The sequence below is a fragment of the Streptomyces sp. NPDC051976 genome (assembly GCF_040680795.1).
Taxonomy (GTDB): Bacteria; Actinomycetota; Actinomycetes; order Streptomycetales; family Streptomycetaceae; genus Actinacidiphila.
In genome coordinates this window covers 209,156-229,337 of sequence record NZ_JBFAXL010000002.1, presented here as the reverse complement: position 1 = coordinate 229,337, position 20,182 = coordinate 209,156, and the positions used below count along the sequence as shown (strand labels likewise).

Here is a 20,182-nt window from a genome sequence, read left to right as displayed (position 1 = left end):
ACCGCCGCAGGCCGGGACAGAGAACGCCGTCCCCGTCGCCGTCACGTAACCACGCCCTGCAGTTTGCAGCAGCGGAAGCTCGTGTCGTCGTCGAGCATCGTGGAGGCGGCGTCGTTGAAGGCGAAGGGGGTGGCGCGGGCGAAGGGGCTGGTGAATGCTCCGGCTTTGAGTTCGTAGCGGCCTGGGGTGGTGCGGGTGCTGGTCCATTCCCAGGTGTTGCCGCATAGGTCGTAGACGCCGTAGGGGCTGACGCCGCTGTGGTAGCGGCTGACGGGGGTGGTGGCGCCGATGCCGCTTTCGCGAGAGTTGCACTTGGCGGGGGTGGGCTGGTTACCCCAGGGATAGGTGTCGCCGCGGACGCCGCGGGCGGCCTTTTCCCATTGCTGGGCGGTGGGAAGTTCCTTGCCAGTCCAGGCGGCGTACGAGGTGGCGTCGTGCCAGGTGACGTACGTGACGGGGTGGTCGAAGAGGGTGTCGGGGCATTTGCCTTTCGGCCAGTGCTGTGGGGGCTGGTGGCCGGTGGCGGCGACGAATCGGGCGTAGTCGGAGTTGGTGACGGGGAAGACGTCGAGGTAGAAGGCGGGAACCCAGAGGGGCTTGTTCTGGGGGCCTGCGAGATAGACGCCGGCGTCGATGAGGGCCATCTGCTTGCCGTCGTGGGGGTGGCGTTCGTGGCGTTGCACCGGCTGTTCGTGGTCGGCCACATCGGTGTTGTTGTGGAGGACGGTTGCGAAGGCTTCGGTGAGGCGGATGAAGCGGTCGTGGACGTCGGGGCTGGAGACGCGCAGGGAGGTGTCCAGGGCAGCCTGGTTGACGGCCCGGATGGTGATGTTCTCGCCGCGGGCTTCCCAGGTGGACAGGGTGCGTTCGCTGATGCCGAGGTGGGCGGCGAATGCTTCGAGGCTCATGCGCTTGGCCGTGCGTAAGGCTTTGGCCTCCTGCCCCGTCCAGCGCTCTACCGTGGCCACGCGTCCCCTCCGGCTGTCCTGCTGCAACCCTAGCGACGAGCCCGATGCCGGGCTTTGGGTTCAGATCGGTTCACCGGGCACGTCCATGTATTCCTTGCGGAGGATGTCGAGGACAGGGTGGTCCGCGGCGAAGTGCACGTCGTCGATACCGGCGATGGCGCGGACGCCGACGGCCGCGTTGGTGGCGAACGCGGCGTGCATCGCGCCCAGTTCCGCGAGCGTGGTGCGAGCGACGCGGTGCTCGTGGGCGTCCTGGAGGAGCAGCATGGTGACGCCGGGCAGCGCTTTCGCCTGCGGCCAGATCACGTGGTCGCCGTCGTAGAAGCCGATGTTCCAGGTGCCGCCCTCGCTGATGACGCCCTCGGCGTCGACGAAGAGGGCGTCGTCGTACCCGTCGAGCTGAGCGGCCCTGCGGTGATGGAGGGTACCGAAGAGTCCGACGCTCTTCACCTCGGGCAGGTCACGCTCGTACACCGTTGACCGGACGGACAGGGGCGGCAGCGGCAGCACGCCGGCCGGACGCTGGGTGACGAGGATCTGGGGGGCGGTGGCGCGGTCGGGGTGTCCGAGATCCGTTGCGGGGTCGAAGACGGTGACGCGGATGGTCGTTGAGCCGTCGGCCGGTGCCACTCGTCGGATCAGTTCGCGTACGCGGTCCACGTCGAGGTCGACGCCGAAGAGGATGCGGCTGTCCCGGACGAGCCGTTCCAGGTGCATGTCCAGACCGCGTACGCGACCGTCGTCCACGCGCAGGCTGGTGAACGACCCGTAGTTGGTGAGGGCGAGGGTCTGGAGCTCTTCCAGGGTGACGGGACGTCCGTTGAGTTCAGCCATGCGATCAGCATGGCACCCGTCCGCAGAGCCAGCGGGCTCAAGGACGCCTGGTAGGACTGGAACTGCGGTGAAACTTCAGGGTCTCCTCAGCAGAACCACATTCCGGTACGTCACCGTCCGCGCCAGCATGGTAACTCGCCGTTGAGGATGGAACGCCGTCACTCCGCGAGCGAGGCCAGTTCTCGGAGCACGAGAGGCGCGACGATGGTCACCGAGCCACACCCCTTCCACAGCATGCTGGACCTGGCCGTTGAGCCATCGGCGGTGCGCTGGGCGAGAGTTCACGCCCGGGACGTCTTCACGACGTGGCAGATTCCGTCGGCCACCGCTGACGACGCGCTGCTGGTCGTCTCCGAGCTGGTCACGAACGCTGTGCGCCACGCGAGACCCGCTCCGGCGGCCCCGACAACCGCGGGTGTCAGCCCGAAGGTTCGTGCGTGTGCCCTCGTCTTGCAGTGCATGCCTGGCCACCTGCTCATCTGCGTCCACGACCAAGACCGTCGACCTCCCGTCCTGAAGGAGACGTCCGAGGAGGGGGAGAGCGGTCGCGGCCTCCACCTGGTAGCAGAGCTGTCGGCGGCGTGGGGGTACGCGTACCCGAACCCCGCCGTCGGCAAGGCCGTCTGGGCGAAGATCACGACCGGTGATGGCACGGCGGGGCTTTCGCCGCGTGGCGCTGCATCCGGACGGAGGGCATCGCCTCGGAAGCACCACTGGTTATCGCGCTGTCGGATCACCTCCGAGCACTTCAGGGTGGGGGCAGCGAGCGTATGGGCACCCCGTTGAGCCATTGGTCCGGTCCGCTCTCCGGCCGACGCATGTCCCGCCTGCCGCTGTCCGCCGAGCAGAACGACGGCAACCGCTGGACCACAGGCAGATGCTGGCTGTGGTGCGGCCGGGAGGCTGCCCGTGTCGTGTGGATCGGCCCCGGCACGGCGCAGGGCGTCACCGTCGACTTGTTCGCCTGCGAGACCTGCGCATGCTCTCTGGCCGACCAGATCATCGGCACCCAGCTCTCCGCCGATCTCGGCGGCCACGACCTGAACGGCTACGCGGCAGTCGGCACACCCGTCTGCCCAGGCTTCCCGCCTCCTCCGCAGGGACGGCACCGCCGCTGCTAGTGGCCGCCCCCTCTGCCGACCGCCGGCTCATTTCCGTTTCGTATCCCAGTCAGGAGCGCCCTATGGCAACCACCCACGTCCCCTTACCTGCTTCCAGCACCGACTGGACGGCCCTGCACAACTTCGCCGCGCTCCGAGGCCAGTTACGGGTCTCGTTCTCCCCGCGCTGCAACATCGCCTGCTGGTTCTGTCACAACGAAGGCGACGTCCCACCGCCTGTGACCCGGCAGGATCGATCCCAACAGCCGCGGCCCGGCATACTCGGCGCCCACGCCTACCTCGCCGTCATCGATTCGCTTATGGGCTCGGGCCTCAAGCGCGTGTACTTCACCGGCGGCGAGCCGCTCACCTCGCCGATGGCCCGACCGGTCCTGGAAGGGCTGGCCGAGCCGGGCCCGGACGCCTCGTACACGCTGATCACGAACGGGACCCGCGTCCGCACCCACCGCTCCTGGCTGGCCAGGACGCACCTGGACAAGGTCAAGGTCTCGCTGCACTACTTCTCCGACGCCTCGCTGCGAGCGATCGCCGGAACCCGCATCGGAATCGACACGGTCCTGGACGGCATCGAGGTCTCCCGCGACATCTTCGAACGGGTCGAGCTGAACACGCTCCTGCAGGAAGAGAACGCCCACGAAGTCCGCCAGATCCTGGACTACGCGCTGGAGCGTCGGCTGCCGGTGCAGTTCATCGAACTTGTCGGCACCGACTTCAACGAGGGCCGCGCCGCCTCAGCGGTTCCGGCCGACGACATCATCGCGCACCTGCGGACGCTGACCAGTGATGAGCACACCGAGGTCGCCGGTGTCGGCCAAGGCCGCAGGGTCTTCCGCGTCGACGGCATCGAGATTGACGTCATTCATCGCGATCTCGGCCGCCACCACGTCGGCCAGTGCGGCACCTGCCCGGTGCGCGCCCAGTGCGTTGAGGGCTTCTGGGCCCTGCGGGTCGATCACGGCGGCGGCGTCCAGCCTTGCCTGCTCCGCGACGACCTACGGCTCGACGCCAGCGGCTTGATCGCCGACCCCGCCCAGCTCGCCCGGACGGTCGCCGGCCACGTCGCGGCCTTCACGGAGGGGACCCTGTGAAGCTGCCAGCCCCGTACCGGCCGGTGTACTTCGACGGGCCGCCGAGTCCCTTCATCGTCCTGGAAGGCGTCTCCGGCATCGGGAAGTCGACGCTCGCCCAGATCCTGGCCAGGCGCCTTCGCGCGACAACGCTGCACACTCTTCCCGCTCCCCACACCGACTGGTCCTCCCTAGTGAACCAGCGGCTACGCGCCCTGCCGCAGTTCGCCTTCTACCTGTCCGGGCTGCTGCACGCCGCCGATGCGGTGCGCGTTGCCCGGATGGTCGGCCCGGTCGTCGCCGACCGCTACGCCTCTTCGGTGGTCGCGTGTCACGCCGCCGTTCATGACGTCCCCGTCGAGGAGGTCGCCCGCCTCCTCGAACCCTTCCAGCCCTACCTGGAGGCCCCCACCCACACCTTCTACCTGGACTGTTCCGAAGCCACTCTGCGTGAACGCCTCGCGGGCAAGCGAGACACCAAGCAGGACGACCTCGACCTGTTCGCGGTACCCGGCCGACTGGCCCGCCTGCTGGTCAACTTCCAAGCAGTCCAACAGACCGACCCCACAGGCATCGCCCTCGACACAGACGGCAAATCGGCAGCCGACCTGGCCGGCCAGATCACCGCCCACCTGGAGGCCGACGGTGCTTAACCCCATCGACACCGACGCCGTGATCCGCGACGGCGGCGCGATCGGCCGCTTTCCCGGCGAGACCCACGAGGGTGTTGCCTGGTGGCTCGGCGCGTGCTTCGTCGCCCTCACCTCAGCACAGCGGCTGGCAGTCGGCAGCGACGGCCAACCGGTAACCGCGGAGTTCTTCCGCCGCCTGTGCAACGGCGCCATCAACGCTGGCCACCACGCTTGCCAGGTCACAGCCATCAGCGAGATCGCTCAGGACTCGTTTCTCGCCTTCACCCGACAGCAGTCGATCGCCGGCGCCTACGTGACCGCGTCGCCCGGCCCGAACGGCACCACGATCGTCCACATCCGCCTGTACGACGCCAACGGCCTGATGCTCCAGGAAGACACCGGACTCGATCAGATCCGCCGCATGATCGCCGAGGGCCGCGTACCGATCCCCGTCAGCGACACCGCAAAGGGCACCGTCGAGCACCTTCCCGCCGCAGCCCTGGAGGCCGCCCGGTGATCAACGCAGCCGAGATCATCCGCAGCCAGACCAGCATCCTGTTCGTCACGCTGGACTCACTGCGCTACGACACCGCCCGCACCGCCTACGACAGCGGCCTGACCCCACAGCTCGCCTCGCTACTTCCCCAAGGAGGCTGGGAACGCCGCCAGACCCCCGGCACTTTCACCCTCCCCGCCCACATCGCCTTCTTCTCCGGCTTCCTGCCCAAACTGCCCCAGCCCGAGCAACCGCCCCGCTTGTGGGAGTGCCGACCACCGTCGTTCAAGACCGTGCCCCCGGAAACCTTCGTCTTCGACGCCCCCAACCTCCTCGCCGGTCTCGCCCAGCACGGCTACCGCAGCATCTGCATCGGCGGCGTCACCTACTTCTCCCGCGAGACGCCACTCGGCTCCGTCCTGCCCGACCTGTTCGACGAGGACCACTGGCGACCCGAGTTCTGCTCACCCGAACCCGACTCCACCCGCCACCCGGTCGACCACGCCCTGGAGATCGCCGAGCGCTACGACGGCCGTCCCGTCTACCTCTTCGTCAACGTCTCAGCCACCCACGTCCCCCACGGCCACTACCTCGGCCACAGCCACGACACTCTCGCCTCCCAGCAGGCCGCCCTCGCCTACGTCGACACCCACCTCAGCCGACTGATCACCACCCTCACCGCTCATCGCCGCTGGCTGATCATCCTGTGCGCCGACCACGGCGACGCCTTCGGCGAAGACGGCTACCACGGCCGCGGCATCGCCCACCCCGTCGTCATGAACGTGCCCTACGCCGCAATGCTGTGCTGAACTGTCCGTCGCCGCCGCTAGCCTCACTCGGTATGAGCGCCACCCCACCGGACCGAGGTCCCACCCGCGACGCCTCCGTCGTCGTCGCCCGCGACGACGACGGCCTTGTAGCCCTCCTCAGCGCCCACTTCCCCGACCACGGAGGCGACTACCTCTTCCTCCCCGGCGGCCGCAAAGAACCCGGCGAAACCGACGAGGAATGCGCACACCGCGAACTGCGCGAAGAAGCCGGCATCACCGCCACCACCTGGCGCCCCCTCGGCTCCTACGCCCTCACCCTCACCTCACCCGCCCGCATCCACCTCTACGAAGCCCGCAACCTCACCCTCGGCCCCCAACAACTCACCCCCACTGAACAGGACTTCAAACTCCAGTGGTGGCCGATGGACCAAGCCTTGAACGCCGTCGCGGACAACCGCTTCCTGCTCCCCGCGGGCCCGCTCGCACTCCTCCTCGTCCAGCGAACCGCACACGTGTGAAGATCACCCGTTGCGCTTCCTCAAGGCCGCACGACCTCCCCGAGCGGCGCTCCGGACACTCGGCAGCCCCTGCCGCAGCCGGTGATTCTGAAACGACCAGTTAGTGCTGAAGCGGCCATCGGACACACGAGAACGTGCTCGCTCGCCGCCCCGGTGCAATACGCAGCTATAAGCTGCAGCTCTGATCCTAGGCAGGGTGACGGGGGGTAACGAGGGCGCGCCCCTCAGGGAAAGTACCAGCGCCTGTCACCTCGCCCCCGTTGGTGACCTGCACAATGAGATCTTTCATTATATGGAGCGGCTCCAGATCCAGAGTGGGTGCGCTGCCCGGGCTCCACAACAGGGACAGGCGGCGCATGTTAGGAAAACACTCCCGGAGTGGCGTAAGGTCCTCCGCTTCCACTGCATCGGTGATCGCTAAATGCGCGACACCGGGCAAGGGTCCGAGTCCGCGCATAGCCGCGATGCTCTCCCCCGCTAGATTCAGTGACTCCAGCAGGGGGAGTCGGGCCAATTCGACGTAGTCCTCAGTGCGCAGGCCGACCGAAGACAACGAGACGTGTTTTAGGGTGACCCAGCGCGAAATCCCCCTGACGGCCGAAACCGTGTATGCAGCGGGACCGATATACAGGGAGGTCAACGGAGCCTCCACTGGCAGGCCGGCAAGAGAGTCCCAGGGCAGAGAGAAGTCGAGGGCAAGAGCCTCCAGCTTCGGCATCGACCCCAGGCTCGCCGTGGACTCCAGGCGCAACTGGTCGAGGAGCGTGAGGGACCGCAAACCGAGGCCACGGAGTCCTCCGATATCGCGGATGCGTGGGCAGTTCCCCACCGTAAGATCGCTGAGGCACCTGAAGCCCTGCACGAAATCAAGATCGTTGATGGTCTCGTTGTTAATCAGGTAGAGGGTCTTGAGGGTTTCGGGCAGCAGCGACAGGTTTTCTTCGGAAATAGAGCCGGAGCAGTGGACATTTGTACGGCCGCCCATCCTGAGCAGTGCCCGTATATGCGCGGCAGTGTGTACCTGGAAGAGGGAATCAGCTGGTAGATGCGAGATAACCCCGTCCGCGTACGTATCGCAGTCAAACGCGTGCCAGGCGCGGTTCAACTGAGCTTGGACTCGAGGGGACGTGTGATGGCGGAACTTTCGGAGCAGCGCCAACGCGGGATCGCCACCGATCTGCCTGGCCGTGGCCACGACCGCAGCCGCCTCCTCGTCCCCCAGGCCATCAGGGTCCTGTGGGAGCAGTGGAAGTACCACGGAGCCAGCAGCCGCTAGCTCGTAAGCCTCGTCGATGGTCTGAGGCGGAACAAGCACCGCCAAGCGGTCCTCGACGGACTGGCGCACGGCGGGATCCAATTCGGTTGCATCCTCGAGACAGGCGGCAGCCAGTAAGTGGAGACGATGCCGGTGCTTCTTCACGTCGTCGCCGCGTTTGACTAGCTTGCTGAGCAACTGGCTGGACTGCTTCCGCTGGGCATGGCCAACGGCCATGCGGATGACATCCTCCCACTGGTTGTCGTGAGCGTTGCGGACCATGATGCTGAAGTAGCGACTTTCCTGTAGGGCCTTAGCGCCGAGGTAGTCCTGGAACGTGCGATGGATGAAGGCAACGGAGTCCTCGGTCGGCGCATGTAGAAGTCCGCTGCGCAGGAGCAGGTAGCGAAATATCTCATGCGGGCCGCCCTGCTTGTGGGCCTCCCGGATGGCTGGCAATACTTCAGCCAAAATGCCCTCTACCACGTCCTCTTGATCGGCCTCGGATTGTCTTTGCATGATGAGCCAAGCCGCGATGCGCGACAGCAGCCGGATCTGCGCCTCTTTGGACAGCTCGATGCCTTCCGGGGCTTCGATGCTGCGGTAGGTGTCACGCCGCACCAACAGAAGTTCGAGAGCCGACTCATACAGGCCCTTGCGATCCTGTGGAAGCCTTGCCTGCTGGTCCCGGTGGAGGGCACAGATGAGCGAACACATCAGCGGGTTCTCGGCGAGGCGGGAGATACTGGGGTTCGCGGCCACGGTTTCCATGAGTGCCTGCTGGAGTTGGTTGAGGTGTTCGGTCTCCTGCTTTGACTCAGAGCGGGCAGCGTCATGCCACTGGGCGATGAATGTGACGATGTCGTCGCGGCCCATGGGTAGCAGCGACAGTTGAGCGAAACCCTCGCGGCGCAGGTAGTCGTCCTGTACTGCGGATGGCCGGACGGTTACCAGGCAACGCGCTTTCGGGTAGGCGCTGAGTAGTTCACGCAGCCATTCCCGCGTCCGCTCCCGTTCGGCTTGCGGGACCTCATCGACGCCGTCAATCAGGAGAAAAGCACGTCCCGACTCCAGAACCCGGTTGACCCAGCCCTCCGGCTGGGCGTCCGCGAGCATGTTGCCGGTCGACGCGAGAAACTCCGATGGGTTGGGCAGGTTTCCCCGCCTGGTCAGCGTGCGCAGCTGAAGAAAGAAGGGAATACAGTCGTTGTACTCCGCGAGTTCCTGGGGAAACGTACGTCTCACCATGCTGACAGCCATCCACTGCAACAGCGTCGTCTTCCCGGAGCCCGCATGGCCCTGCAGGAGGATGCGCTTGCCGCCAGGCAGCAATTGCTCGATCCTGCGTGGCGCCATGGGAAACGGACTTCGACGGGGGATGGGACCCATCTGGCGCGGGCTCTTGTCGACCGGTGCGGCTTCGAGACTGAGATACGCCGCTTCTAGAGGCCAGGCCGCACCCTCCTCCTGCCGCAGACGCAAGCCAAAGATTCGCAGCATCCCGTACTTGCTGATGACGTACTCGCCGTACCTGTGCTCGAAGGCGGAGTCCTTCACCGGTTGCGGAATGCGGCCGATCAGGATCCCCAACTGATGGGACTGTTCCTCTAATTGGTTGGTGGCCTCAACCAAGGTGCGTGCGATGAAGGTCGATCGCTGGGTGAAGAAGTTGAGAATGTGCAGGCAGCACACCTCAAGAAGAGTGTTGAACGTGTACGTAGCATTGGCGCTGAGGTACTTGGTGGCCGCAGGTGCACGCTTCTTGAGCGTGTGCGCGAGCGTTCGGTGGCCCAGGCGGACTGCCTGGACGTCGTTCATGCCGATCTCGCCTAGAGCCAGGAGCGTTAGGGCCAGGGCTTCAGCGACTTCCGCCCGTTCTCCATCAGTCAGGGTGGCTTCGGAAGGATTGATCCCGACGGCGCGCGCCACCAACTCCTCAACCAGTGTGTGCACTTCTTTGGCGGTCAGAGTTCGCTTCTCGCCCCGCCATGCGACCAGGCCCGAGATGCGAACCGGTTCGTGCACCAGGTCTGCCCCCGGGCCTGGCTGGGCGAAGAGCCTACGCACCAGAGGTCCCACCACTGCGGATGCAGCCCGCAACGCAATGCTGACGCTTCCCGGTTCCATACAGCCCCCCGGACACTCTCCCGCACCTGGGCGCGCGGCAAGCACAACGTAGCAGTCCGTCATATCGCCACTACGTAAATCGATCGTTCTCGCCTCCTCATGACGCCGCCCGGAGCCAGGGTCTGGCCACGCCTCACAGGAGCCCGAAGGATCCAAATATGCCAGCGGTGTTCCAGCGCCAACGGGGCACCCGCTGGCAGGGATTCGATTGAGCGCGACAACGTGCAGTGGGGCACCTTCATCGATGGCGACGTCGCTTTTCGGGGATCCCGGCCGGTTGCGTCGCCCGTGTGGTGCGTGACATGGCAGAAGTAGATCGGCTAGTAGCACTACGGGCTTGGGCGGCGGCTACTCGGCGGTCGGGGGTGGTCGTGAGGCGCCAGTTGAGGACTTCGGCGGGTGAGTGGGCGGTGTCGAGTTCGCGTGCGGCGGCTGCCTGCCGCAGGAGGCTCGGGATGTCGTGGCCTGCGGTTTCGGCTTGGGCGAGGGTGGTGGTCAGGGCGGGCCAGGCGCGGTCGGCAAGGACCCGGCCGGCGTGGTCGGGGATGGCCTGGCGGACGATGGTTTCGAACCGCTGGGCGGCCTGGGGACGTGGGGTGCGGCGGGTGAGGTCGGCCAGGACGGGGGCTGCGGCCTGCTGGTATCCGGTGCTCAGGTGGATGATCGTCTGCTGGGCGGCGGCTGCCTGCTGTTCGTAGCCTCGCTGTTCGTACCAGCGGGCCGCGGCAGCCGCCGTGTGGACCAGGGCGAACAGGACAGCTACGGCCAGTCCGCCGGCGTCGGACGAGGCGTAGATGAGGTCCTTGGCCGCGTCGCGCAGGGCTGAGGCTTTCTGATGGTCGGCGCGGATCGCTGAGCGGCGGGCCCGGTTGAAATCCGCTGCTGCGGCCTTCAGTTCAGCCCGGCTGCCCCGTGGGGCGGCCAAGGCAGTGTTGTGCAGGAAGGCACTGAAGGCGGACAGGTGCGCCTGGGCTGCCGCGTCGTCGTCTCCGTCCAGGACCGTGGCTGCCTGGCGCAGGGCCTGGTCCGCCTGCCGCCAGATGTCCTCCGGTCGCGGGCGGTGCTTCTTTGCCGGGCGCGGGACGGGGTGGGCGAGGGTCTCGCGGATGCGGTTGAGGGACAGGTCGGGGGCGAGTTTGGAGCCGCCGAAGTAAACCGGCTCGCCAGCGGTGTTGGTGTCGCCAGGCGCGGCGAGACTGTAGCCGGTGACCTGGCCCGTCTGTGGCCCGAGGCGCTTGTTGACCTTGATGCCGAGGCTGCCCAGGACGTCGAAGTACTCCTCCTCGGTGCGCACCGCAGCCAGCACGCCGTACGCCTGATCACGCAGCCACTGACGGCTGGTGACGCTGTTGCCCATGCGCTCGGCCTTCGCCTGCTCCGCACTGGTGGGGGTCTTGGGTGCGGTCATATCGCCGGATTTGAGCTGCCGCAGCCCGTACTCCTTCTCGATCAGGCGGCATTCGGCCTGGGCACGCATCCCGTCACGGTTAGTGCGGGCACGGCGGCCGTCGGCGCGGACGGAGACCGCGGCGATGTGGATGTGGTCATCCGCGTGCCGCACCGCGATCCACCGGCAGGCCAGGTCGTCCCCGTCGGGGGCGATACCCGTGGCCGCGACGATCCTGCGGGCCACGTCTGCCCATTCGGCGTCGGTGAGGTAGCGGTCGCCCGGCGCGGTGCGCACCGGACAGTGCCACACGTGCTTGGTGGGCATCTTCCCGGTCTCTTTTGCCCGGAGGCGGACGTGGAGGTCGAGGCGGTCGGCGAGCTGGGTGATGGTGGCGTCCGCGTCGCGGCCGGGGTCGGGTGCACCTGCGGGGTCCCAGGCGGCGACGATGTGCGCGTCGGTGTGTTCGTCGCGGCGGCCGGGGCCGAACAGGTAGTACAGCAGCCCGGCGGTACGGGAACCGGTGGAGACGTCAGGGACCATCAGGCCGCGTCCTTGCCGACGAAGCCGTCCAGGACGGTGAAGGCGTCCTCGACCGCCTGCTCGACGCGTGCCAGGACGTGTTCGGCGTGTTCGGGGATGACGCCGGAGTTGATCGCGTGGGTGACCTGGTTGAGGTTGTTGCCGGTCCGGCGGAGCTGGGCGATGAGCTTCTCCACCGTCTCGACGAGCGGGCGGACCGGGTCGTCCTCGGGGGTGCCCGCAGCGGTCCTGCCCAGGGCATGGGCGTAGGCGATGTCGCCGACGTAGCCCGCGAAGTACTGGCCGCGTGCTTGGGCGGCGGCCTCGATCACCACCTCTGCGGTGGGGGTGAAGCGGATGCTGCGGGCCTGGCTGCGGGTCTCCCTGGTGCGTTTGCGGTACATCGGCGCAACGAGAGGCGGGTCGTCCGGGTCTCGCCAAGACGGTTGCTCATCCTGCGCGGTGGCGGACGTCGGGTGGCCGCAGGACGGGCAAGCGGTGCCGGCCGGAGGCGGGGTGTCCTGGGGGAGGCCGCGCTCGGCCTCCCCCTCAAGGTCCGGCGCCACCTGGCGCCGGACCTCCCCCGCCCCCGACGGGGTGGGGGCAAGCGCGGACGAAACCCGAAAGGAGTTTCGACCGCTCCAGCTTGCTCCCACTCGGGCTGGGCTTTCCGTGGGCTTCGTGCCATTGGGGAGGTGGGCGAGGACGGCGCCGGTCTCGCTGCAGCCAGACGACGTGGGCGGCATCGGATGGCCGGGGGGTTCGTGGTGGTGGGACATCGAGGTGCTCGTTTCCGGTAGGTAGCGCGGGAAGGGGGCCCAAGCAGCCGCCGCGCCACGGTCAGAGCTGCGTCGATCACGTGCCGGCACGGTGATCTGTGGCGGAACATTTCCGTGTTCCGCCACGGAACGGAGCGCTCGTTCCGCGACGGAACGGGGAGTGCGGCGCGTGTTCACGGGGTGAACGGGACTTGCGTTCAGTCGTGGAACGGCCTGCTGTTCAGCGGAAGAACAGGGCCGCGTGGTGGCTGTATCGGGGGGCGGCGGTCGGTCGGCTGTTCTCTGGGATTTCGTGCGGTGGTGCGAGAGCGTTGACCGGATGGGCGGCCCGGCCCGGGGCGGTCGGCCGCTTGGCCTGCGGGGACTTCCGGTCAGACCCGGTGCCGGTCGGCGTCCAGCGCGGTCATGACTTGGGTGAGCCGGTCCTCGCTGATGCTGTGGCCCTCACCGCGGATGTGGTCGCGGACCAGTGCCCTGGTGGGCTTTTCGTGCAGCGTGAACAGCGGGCGGGCCAGAGTGATGAGGTCGTCCAGCTCAGCGCTCGGGGGACGCCCCATCCGCCGTGCCGGACCAGGCCGGTCGCCGCCCCGGTCCGGGCCGGTTTCCGCCTGGGTCTGGTCCGGCTCCCGCGGGGGCAGGTCCGTCTTGCTGAGGATGGCGTCCCGTTCGGTCGGGGTGGGTTCGGGCGGGGTCGGGCTGCTGATGTCGGTGCTGGCTTCTGGAAGATCGGCCTTGGGCTGGAGTGGGGCGGCGGTCTCGCGGGTGATGAGGATGTAGAGGTGGACGACTCCGGCCAGGGCGAGTGGGGCGATGACCGCGAGGGCTCCGACGACGTGGTCGCTCAGGCGGAGGTGTTCCACGGTGGGGCTTTGCTGGTTGAGGCGGATGCCGTGCAGGACGTTGGCCCAAGTGCTGGCGGCGGTGGCGGCGGTGAACAGCAGCCACGCGTAGGCGCGGGCCAGGATGTGGGCCCGGCGCAGGATCAGCAGGGCGCGTACCCCGTAGGCGATGAAGCCGTCGATGATCAGCGGGAAGGCGTACGTCAGCGGGCCCTGGACGCGGGCTGCGGCGGCGGTCTGGCGCAGGGCGTTGTAGGACAGGGCGAAGGCCAGTGCGGCGAGCGCGATGAGCGCTGCCCGGTCCCATGCGCCTGCTCGGCCGGCAGGCTGCTCGGTCGGGGCGGGGTTGGGCATGGCGGTACTGCTCCTTCGGTGTGGTGGCAGGGGGTGGGGTCGGGACATCCGTCTTGTCCGTCTTGGCCGTTGCAACCGCAGGTCAGGGCGGTCACGGGAGGGCCGCAGTGTGGCGTCCCGGCGCGGCGCTGTCGCGTCCTGGCGCCGGGCATCGCTCGACGGCTGCGGGGTGGCGTGGACGGATGGGTGTGGTGGTGCCGTCCCGGCCGTATCGCCGGTGAGCTGGGGCGATACGGCGGGGACGGACAAGACGGCACGAGACAGAGAAGGGCGCCGTCCCAGGCGGACGGCACGGCAGGTGCGGATCGCGTTGCCGTCTTGACCCCGGTTGCCGTCCCGCACATACCGCTCCTGGCCTGGGGTGTTACGGCAGGGACGGCAAGGACGGCAACCGGGGGTGGGGCTGTGCCTCAGCCGGTACGCGCTGCTGGGCTTGCCTCCGTGGGGTGGATGGTCGGGCAGTACCGCCGCCACGGGTCCAGGAACTTGGTGCGGGAGTAGCCCTTGCGCTGGGTGTTGTCCGCGATCCGCACGTTGCCCGAGACGATCCCGAACTCCCGCAGCAGTGAACCGAGGTCGCGGGCGGAGAGCCCTGCCCTGCCCCACTCCCCCCATGGCGCCTCGGGATCCGAGCGCAGTTCGGCGAGCAGGTCGGTGGTGGTCAGGCTGTCCGGCTCGTGGCGGGCGAAGAAGATCCGCCGGATGTCCGCCAGCACCCTGGCGCCGCCGGGGTTGTCCTCCTCGGCCTGGGCTTCGGCGGCGACCATCCGCGCACATGCCTGGCGGGCCAGGTCCGGCCACGGTCCACCCGCCAAGTCGGCGACGATGACCAGCGGCTCCCAGGTATCGGCGGCGCGGTCTTCCACCGGCATCTCCGGCTCCAGGTCCGCCGCAGCGTCGACCAACGGCCCAGCCCAGGACACGATCCGCCCCCGAAGTGCGTGCAGGGCAGGGGTGTCCCGCTTGGAGCGGAAGGGGTGGACGCGTTCGCCCTCAGCACGGCGGCGCATCCGGATGACCACCGACCGGTCCATAATCGTGTCGGGCAGGTCACCGATCCCCGCCAGCGCGGCCATGGCGAAGGTCGCGAACCGGTGCGGGGTGTGGTCGTTGCCGACGACGCGGGTGACGTAGCGGTTGCGCTGGTGACCGGCGTTGAGCAGCCCGCGCAGCTCCTCGTTCTTCTCCGCGACCTTCACGCTGCCGAAGATCGTGTCGGCCTCGTCCACCAGCAGCGTCGGCGGCTGGTCGCCGATTGACCGGAAGACCGCCGCCGGACTGGTGTTGACCGTCAGCATCGGCTCGTGAACCGTCTCAGTCAGCACATCCAGCAGCCGCGACTTCCCGCACCGCTTCGCGGGCCCGACGACCGCCAGACGCGGGGCGTGCTGCCACGCAGGCTGCAGATGCGTGGCCGCCACCCACAACGTGGCCGCGTCCAGCGCGTACTGCGAGGGCAGGATCACGAACCGGGCGATCTGCGACCGCAGTTCCCCCAAGAGCCGCGAGCCCTCACCCGGCCCCCAGTCCAACGCTGTGGGGGGCTCAGCGAGCGGACGGGCGTCGGTCGGAACCGCTGCAGGATCAGGGCCGTGGCCGGCAGTGCTGCCGGGCTGGCCTGGTACGGCGACCGCTGGCCATAGCGGTATCGGGGGTGCGTCCTCGGGCGTTGGGGGCGTAGCATTCATGCTGAACTCCTCCCGGTGGGGCAATGGGCTGCCAGGCCCGCCTCCACCGTCGTGATCGATACAAGTCGCTTGGGGTGTTCACGAGGCCCTCGGTGTTCCCGCACCGGGGGTCGTTTCGTTTCTCCAGCCAGTCGCGGCTGCGGTGGTCAGGCCGCCAGGTCGATCGCCTGCCGGTCTACCCATGCCTCCACCTCCGACCAGCGGTAGCGCAGGTGGCGCCCAAGCTTGTGGACTTTCGGCCCGATGCCCCGGTGCCGCCACTGGTACAGCGTGGCCACCGGCACACCGAGGTACTCCGACACCTGCGCCGGAGTCGCCATCGGTCGGCGCACCCCCTCGGCGGTGCCGTTCTTCGTCTTCGGCATCCTTCTTTTTTCCTCTCTCCTGGCCAGGGGCGCGGACAACACAACCACATGACGTCCGCACCATCCAGCCACATTATGGTGACGATTCACGGGCGGCCCAAATGAGCCGCCACCGGGAATTCGATAACGGTAGGCGCCGATCGGCGGCCGACCAAATAATCGCGGCGTTGACTCTGAAGATTGGTGAGACACAACGGGCACGAGGGGTGAAATGGCACAAGGCGGCGAGCTTGCGAACGGGGCTGGACAGCCGTTATTGCGTCACTACTGATGGGCTCCCACCAGCAGTGATGACCTCTTCCGGGTTCCGGGCGCGGGAACCTACCACACACCTCGCGTTCGCATCGCATCCTTCTTAAGAAAACAGAGCGTCAGCTTTTCGGTGACCGGCCGAGCACCGACTATCACAGGAATACAGTGAGACCAAACCACTGTTCAAACGGAAGAATGCTGGGTACATTCACCCGGCCGATGAAACGAATACCGAGGGAGCAGCCCAGCTTGTTCATAGCAAACACCGCACACCACTGGACCGGTGTCTGATGGCGCGGGTCTGGATCGAGGACCGCGCCACCCACGCCGCCTACGCCCAGGCCGTGGCCAAGGCCAAGCTGGCCGGACGCACACCGCCGGGCCGCTGGCGCGTGCGCTGGTACGGCCCCGACGGCATGCCCAAGATGAAGACGTTCCCCCTGAAGGTGAAGGCCGAGGACTACCGCGGCCAGGTCGAGGCCCGGCTCGGCGACGGCACCTACCGGGACCCCGCCGCAGGACGCGTGAGGTTCGCCGAAGTCGCCGAGTCGTGGTTCGAGAGCCAGCTCCACCTCAAGCGGTCCAGCCTCGCCCGCTACCGGATCGCGCTCGACACGCACGTTATCCCCAAGTGGGGGTCCACCCCTGTGGACAGAATCCAGTACGACGACATCGCCGAGTGGCTGACCGAGCTGGCTGCCGGAAAGACCGCCAACGGTCGGAAGCAGGGAGCGAGGTCCATCCGCAAGACATACGTCGTCCTCAGTCGCGTCCTGGGATTCGCTGTGAAGTCCCGCCGCCTCGCCTTCAACCCAGCCAATGGCGTGCCGCTGCCCACCATCCACACCGCCGAGCACGTGTACCTGGACGAACTCCAAGTCGAAGCCCTCGCGGACGCCGCAGGCGAGTACCGAGCCTTCATCCTGCTGCTTGCCTACACCGGCCTCCGCTGGGGCGAAGCCTCGGCCTTGAAGGTCGGTCGGATTGACCTCACCACCCGCCGTGCCCACATCGTTGAGGCGTTCGCCTTGGACCGCGGCAAGTTGTACCTGGACACCCCGAAGAACCACGAGCGGCGGTTCGTACCGCTCAGCGCGTTCCTCGTCGACGAACTATGGCCGCATATTGAAGGACGCGACACGGACGAGCTGCTCTTCAACGGCCCCCAGGGCGGCGCACTGCGCGCCAGCAACTTCGTGCGTCGGGTCTTCGATCCGGCGGTCACGAGCGCTGGTCTAGGCGACCTCCGCGTCACCCCCCACAAGCTGCGCCACACCGCTGCCTCCCTCGCCATCGCCAGCGGCGCCGACGTCAACGTCGTCCAGACCATGCTCGGCCACAAGTCCGCCACCATGACCCTCGACGTCTACGGCCACCTCTTCCCCGACCGCCTGGACGAGGTCTCCAAGAAGATGCACAAGCGGCGAGCCCGCGTCCTCGCCAAGGCCAAGGCGAAGGCAGAGAAGGCAGCCCGGAAGGCCCAGCACGCGGCCGACGAACTGGTGGCTCTAGACCGAACGGCGGCGTGACATGTGCCACCCCGCTGCTACAACATCGGCGGCCTGCCTTGCCGGAGCCGGGCAAGGCAGGCCACCGACCGCCGTTTTGCCGGCCTGACCTCCGACCACCCCCAGGCGGTCGGCAGGCCAGCCTTCCATGAGACGCCGTACGCCAGGCCCCACCACCGGGCGCACCATCCGCCGGGCCAAGGCCAGGGCCACATCTTCCGCATCACCGCCCCGCTCGCCGTACTTGAGTACTCAGCCACGCTGGCCGGTGCCAACCCCACCACTGCCTCGGCGAGGGCTGCTGACCGTGGCGTTCAGACCAGACCCTGCGAGTGACCGGACCGGGTACGGGGGAAGTCGTCGTCAGGAGCAAGGGGGATTTGCTGCGGTACACGTCACTTGGTGGCCATGCTTGAACTCCGCTGGCAAGCGCCGGCGGTTGTGGTGGGGACCTTCACCGTCGGGCCGGGGGACTGCAGAGAGATCACCTCGGAAACAGCACGTGCCCGGCGGGGAATCAACGTGACAAAGGGGTGGGGGAAGCATGGGTGGGGGTTCGGAACAGCCGGGGGGCCGCCAGGGCCGAGGACGGGCGACCAACCCCATAGCGGCGGATCTGCCGGAGCAGGTCCGGTTATGGGTCCAGGTATTGCGGAACCTGGTCATCTTTCCGTTACACGATCACGGGTGGCCGCTGGAGCGCCTGGCCGACGAGGTCTCCGCACGAATGGGCGATGCTGACGACCTGGAACGGTTACCCGGAGAGCGGCACGGCAGGGTGAGTAAGAGAACGCTGCAGCGTTTCGTCTCCGGGGAGCGCCTTCCTTCACGTGACGCCGTGCAGCACCTGCTGGACCTGGCGTCCGAACACCTCGTCGACCCGCCAGGAACACAAGACCGCGAACACCTGTGGGACACCTACACCGCAGCGCTGGAGAAGAAGAACCCGGTCCTGCACCGCTTCTACGAGCTGATGACTGCCCGGGACGAGGCCCTTCTACGTACAGCTGCCGCGGAGGACCGCAGCAGGCGGGCTGCCGCCGCGCTGGAAGCGGCCGAACAGCGCATGCGCAGCCTGGAGTCGCACCTGGCGGCCAACCGTACCGAGCTGGAGTCGTACCGGGAGGCCGCCACCGGTGGAGCCCAGGACGAGTACCACGGCGCCGTACGCGCCGTGGTGGAACTCCGGGCCCAGGCCGAGACCGCCTCACATGAACGCTCCGAAGCCCGCCGCAGCCTCATGGAACGCGAAAGCAGGCTGACCCAACTCGTCCAACGGCAGGAGCACACCCTCACCCGCCAGGGACAGGAACCGAACGCGCCCGCGCAGGCAGACGAGATCCTCAACGGCGCACTGGAGGCCATGCGCTACGAATACGGTCGCCGTGCCCCGCTGCCCCCTGCGCTTGCCCCTGCCCCGGGGACAACACACTCCGCCAATACTCCAGTTTGGGAGGACGCAGACGCCCCCGGCGGTACCGGCAGCCCCGGCTCTCCTGCAACGCCGTCCGGGTCGGCCAACGGACCGCGCCGCAGGAGAACCCTCGTAACAACGGCTGGTCTGCTCACCGCGGCACTGGCCATCGCGATCCTGCTCGTGACCCAGGCCCTGGGACACAACGGTCCCGCCGGCCCGGACACCCGCACCACAACCGGCACCTCCACCAGCTCCACTGCCAGCGCCACCACCAGCTCGGCATCTGGCAACCCGGCCACGGAGAAGCCCACCTCCGGCACCGCACCCACCACGGACCCCACACCCGCCCGCACCAGGACACGGACCGCCAAACCCCCGCCGCCCCCTGTTCTAAAAGTTGTCCCCGACGTGATCGGCATGACCCTCACGTACGCCGAGGGTGCGTTTCACGACAGCGGGTTCACCGGCAGCATCCAACTCGACGGCCCAGCCGACGCAGACATCGCAGACGGCCACGTGGTCAGCCAAAGCCCAGAAGCCGGCACCCGCGCCGACCCCGGAGTGACCGTCACCCTGACCTTCCCCTCCAGCTCGTCCAATTGCTGTACCACCACCGCCACCACCACCCCGCCCAGCTCAGGGAACTAGCCAGCCTGCACCACGGCAGACGCGGCACCCGACCGCGTGGCTCCGAGCCCGACCCCATCGAGTGCGGCAGCGCTGAGGAGTTCATCGGCAAGCTCAACGACGTGCACATATGGACTGGCGAGCCCTCGCTGAGGCAGCTCGCCACCGCCAGCGGTGCTCTCCACCCTGTTCCAGCTCGACCACCGCGCGAAGCTGATCGAGAACGCCACCTGGTTCTCCTCGCCGCAGACCAAGGTGCGGGTCACCGGTCACTCCCTGCCCGACGGCCCGGTGCTGATCGAGATCCACGACACCGGCATCGGCCTGTCCCCCGAGGACCTGGCCGACATCAACGACCGGCTGGCGAACCCGCCGACGGTGGACGTCTCCGTCTCCCGCCGCATGGGCCTGTTCGTGGTCGGCCGGCTGTCCCTGCGGCACGGCATCCGCATCCAGCTCCGCCCGTCCGACTCCGGCGGCACCACCGCGCTGGTCAAGCTGCCGATGGACGTCCTTCGCACCGACACCCCGTCGCAGGATCCCCAGGCCGCACAGGCCCGAGTCTGCGGCGGCCCCGCTGAGGAGGGGACAGCAGGCACGCGTGAGAGCAGGCCCCACCTCGACGTGTGCCATATGCGTGCCGGACGCCAGCCACC

18 protein-coding genes and 1 pseudogene are annotated in these 20,182 nt (G+C 67.8%); 10 read left to right on the top strand and 9 right to left on the bottom strand.

All coding sequences use genetic code 11. The annotated features are described in order from the left end of the window. Nucleotides 1–41: 41 nt before the first annotated feature. Nucleotides 42–908 (bottom strand): formylglycine-generating enzyme family protein, encoded by an 867-nt coding sequence (locus tag AB0M29_RS03355; RefSeq protein ID WP_365378156.1) that lies wholly within the window; start codon nucleotides 906–908, stop codon nucleotides 42–44. Between the two features lie 120 nt (nucleotides 909–1,028). Then, on the bottom strand, nucleotides 1,029–1,802 hold the full coding sequence (locus tag AB0M29_RS03350) for an aminotransferase class IV family protein (protein WP_365378154.1): 774 nt from the start codon (nucleotides 1,800–1,802) through the stop codon (nucleotides 1,029–1,031). Between the two features lie 147 nt (nucleotides 1,803–1,949). Between AB0M29_RS03350 and AB0M29_RS03345 the strand changes: the two genes are divergently transcribed. The 7 genes from AB0M29_RS03345 to AB0M29_RS03315 all read left to right on the top strand — a co-directional run bounded on the left by AB0M29_RS03345 (nucleotide 1,950) and on the right by AB0M29_RS03315 (nucleotide 6,406). Further along, nucleotides 1,950–2,588, top strand: a complete 639-nt coding sequence (locus tag AB0M29_RS03345; protein ID WP_365378595.1) for an ATP-binding protein — start codon at nucleotides 1,950–1,952, stop codon at nucleotides 2,586–2,588. 32 nt (nucleotides 2,589–2,620) lie between these two features. Beyond that, nucleotides 2,621–2,923: a hypothetical protein gene (locus AB0M29_RS03340; protein WP_365378152.1), complete on the top strand. Its 303-nt coding sequence runs from the start codon at nucleotides 2,621–2,623 to the stop codon at nucleotides 2,921–2,923. 62 nt (nucleotides 2,924–2,985) lie between these two features. Beyond that, a complete protein-coding gene (locus AB0M29_RS03335; protein ID WP_365378149.1) occupies nucleotides 2,986–4,011 on the top strand; it encodes a radical SAM protein in 1,026 nt (341 codons plus the stop codon). Further along, complete coding sequence (locus AB0M29_RS03330; RefSeq protein WP_365378146.1) at nucleotides 4,008–4,643, top strand: AAA family ATPase; 636 nt, start codon at nucleotides 4,008–4,010, stop codon at nucleotides 4,641–4,643. The genes AB0M29_RS03335 and AB0M29_RS03330 overlap by 4 nt, the downstream gene beginning before the upstream one ends. A gap of 19 nt (nucleotides 4,644–4,662) precedes the next feature. Further along, a complete protein-coding gene (locus AB0M29_RS03325) occupies nucleotides 4,663–5,139 on the top strand; it encodes a hypothetical protein (RefSeq protein WP_365378144.1) in 477 nt (158 codons plus the stop codon). Then, on the top strand, nucleotides 5,136–5,927 hold the full coding sequence (locus tag AB0M29_RS03320) for an STM4013/SEN3800 family hydrolase (protein WP_365378142.1): 792 nt from the start codon (nucleotides 5,136–5,138) through the stop codon (nucleotides 5,925–5,927). The genes AB0M29_RS03325 and AB0M29_RS03320 overlap by 4 nt, the downstream gene beginning before the upstream one ends. Nucleotides 5,928–5,959: 32 nt before the next feature. After that, the gene (locus tag AB0M29_RS03315; protein ID WP_365378140.1) at nucleotides 5,960–6,406 is read left to right on the top strand and encodes an NUDIX hydrolase; all 447 of its coding nucleotides are present in this window, start codon (nucleotides 5,960–5,962) and stop codon (nucleotides 6,404–6,406) included. Between the two features lie 187 nt (nucleotides 6,407–6,593). Here AB0M29_RS03315 and AB0M29_RS03310 read toward each other — a convergent pair whose 3' ends face one another. The 6 genes from AB0M29_RS03310 to AB0M29_RS03285 all read right to left on the bottom strand — a co-directional run bounded on the left by AB0M29_RS03310 (nucleotide 6,594) and on the right by AB0M29_RS03285 (nucleotide 15,722). Then, nucleotides 6,594–9,686, bottom strand: a complete 3,093-nt coding sequence (locus AB0M29_RS03310; RefSeq protein ID WP_365378138.1) for an NACHT domain-containing protein — start codon at nucleotides 9,684–9,686, stop codon at nucleotides 6,594–6,596. Between the two features lie 340 nt (nucleotides 9,687–10,026). Beyond that, the gene (locus tag AB0M29_RS03305; RefSeq protein WP_365378135.1) at nucleotides 10,027–11,718 is read right to left on the bottom strand and encodes a mobilization protein; all 1,692 of its coding nucleotides are present in this window, start codon (nucleotides 11,716–11,718) and stop codon (nucleotides 10,027–10,029) included. Beyond that, nucleotides 11,718–12,101, bottom strand: a complete 384-nt coding sequence (gene mobC, locus AB0M29_RS03300; protein WP_365378132.1) for a plasmid mobilization relaxosome protein MobC — start codon at nucleotides 12,099–12,101, stop codon at nucleotides 11,718–11,720. Before mobC ends, AB0M29_RS03305 begins: the two co-directional genes overlap by 1 nt. 746 nt (nucleotides 12,102–12,847) lie before the next feature. Then, complete coding sequence (locus AB0M29_RS03295) at nucleotides 12,848–13,669, bottom strand: DUF2637 domain-containing protein (protein WP_365378129.1); 822 nt, start codon at nucleotides 13,667–13,669, stop codon at nucleotides 12,848–12,850. Nucleotides 13,670–14,079: 410 nt separating this feature from the next. Beyond that, nucleotides 14,080–15,357 carry a DUF3631 domain-containing protein gene (locus AB0M29_RS03290; protein ID WP_365378126.1) on the bottom strand — a complete coding sequence of 426 codons (1,278 nt, stop codon included), beginning with the start codon at nucleotides 15,355–15,357 and terminating at the stop codon, nucleotides 14,080–14,082. A gap of 146 nt (nucleotides 15,358–15,503) precedes the next feature. Then, a complete protein-coding gene (locus AB0M29_RS03285) occupies nucleotides 15,504–15,722 on the bottom strand; it encodes a helix-turn-helix domain-containing protein (protein ID WP_365378123.1) in 219 nt (72 codons plus the stop codon). Between the two features lie 542 nt (nucleotides 15,723–16,264). Here AB0M29_RS03285 and AB0M29_RS03280 point away from each other — a divergent pair. Together AB0M29_RS03280 and AB0M29_RS03275 are read left to right on the top strand one after the other, a co-directional pair. Next, nucleotides 16,265–17,503: a tyrosine-type recombinase/integrase gene (locus AB0M29_RS03280; RefSeq protein WP_365378121.1), complete on the top strand. Its 1,239-nt coding sequence runs from the start codon at nucleotides 16,265–16,267 to the stop codon at nucleotides 17,501–17,503. Nucleotides 17,504–18,260: 757 nt separating this feature from the next. Then, nucleotides 18,261–19,547, top strand: coding sequence for a PASTA domain-containing protein (locus AB0M29_RS03275; RefSeq protein WP_365378118.1), 1,287 nt, complete (start codon nucleotides 18,261–18,263; stop codon nucleotides 19,545–19,547). On the opposite strand, the gene AB0M29_RS03270 is transcribed toward AB0M29_RS03275, so the two are convergent. Then, a complete protein-coding gene (locus tag AB0M29_RS03270; protein ID WP_365378115.1) occupies nucleotides 19,544–19,792 on the bottom strand; it encodes a hypothetical protein in 249 nt (82 codons plus the stop codon). The genes AB0M29_RS03275 and AB0M29_RS03270 overlap by 4 nt on opposite strands. On the opposite strand from AB0M29_RS03270, the pseudogene AB0M29_RS03265 reads away from it, so the two are divergent. Continuing rightward, nucleotides 19,734–20,039 (top strand): annotated as a pseudogene (locus tag AB0M29_RS03265) (ATP-binding protein); the annotation flags it as partial. The gene AB0M29_RS03270 and the pseudogene AB0M29_RS03265 overlap by 59 nt on opposite strands. Nucleotides 20,040–20,182: the final 143 nt, after the last annotated feature.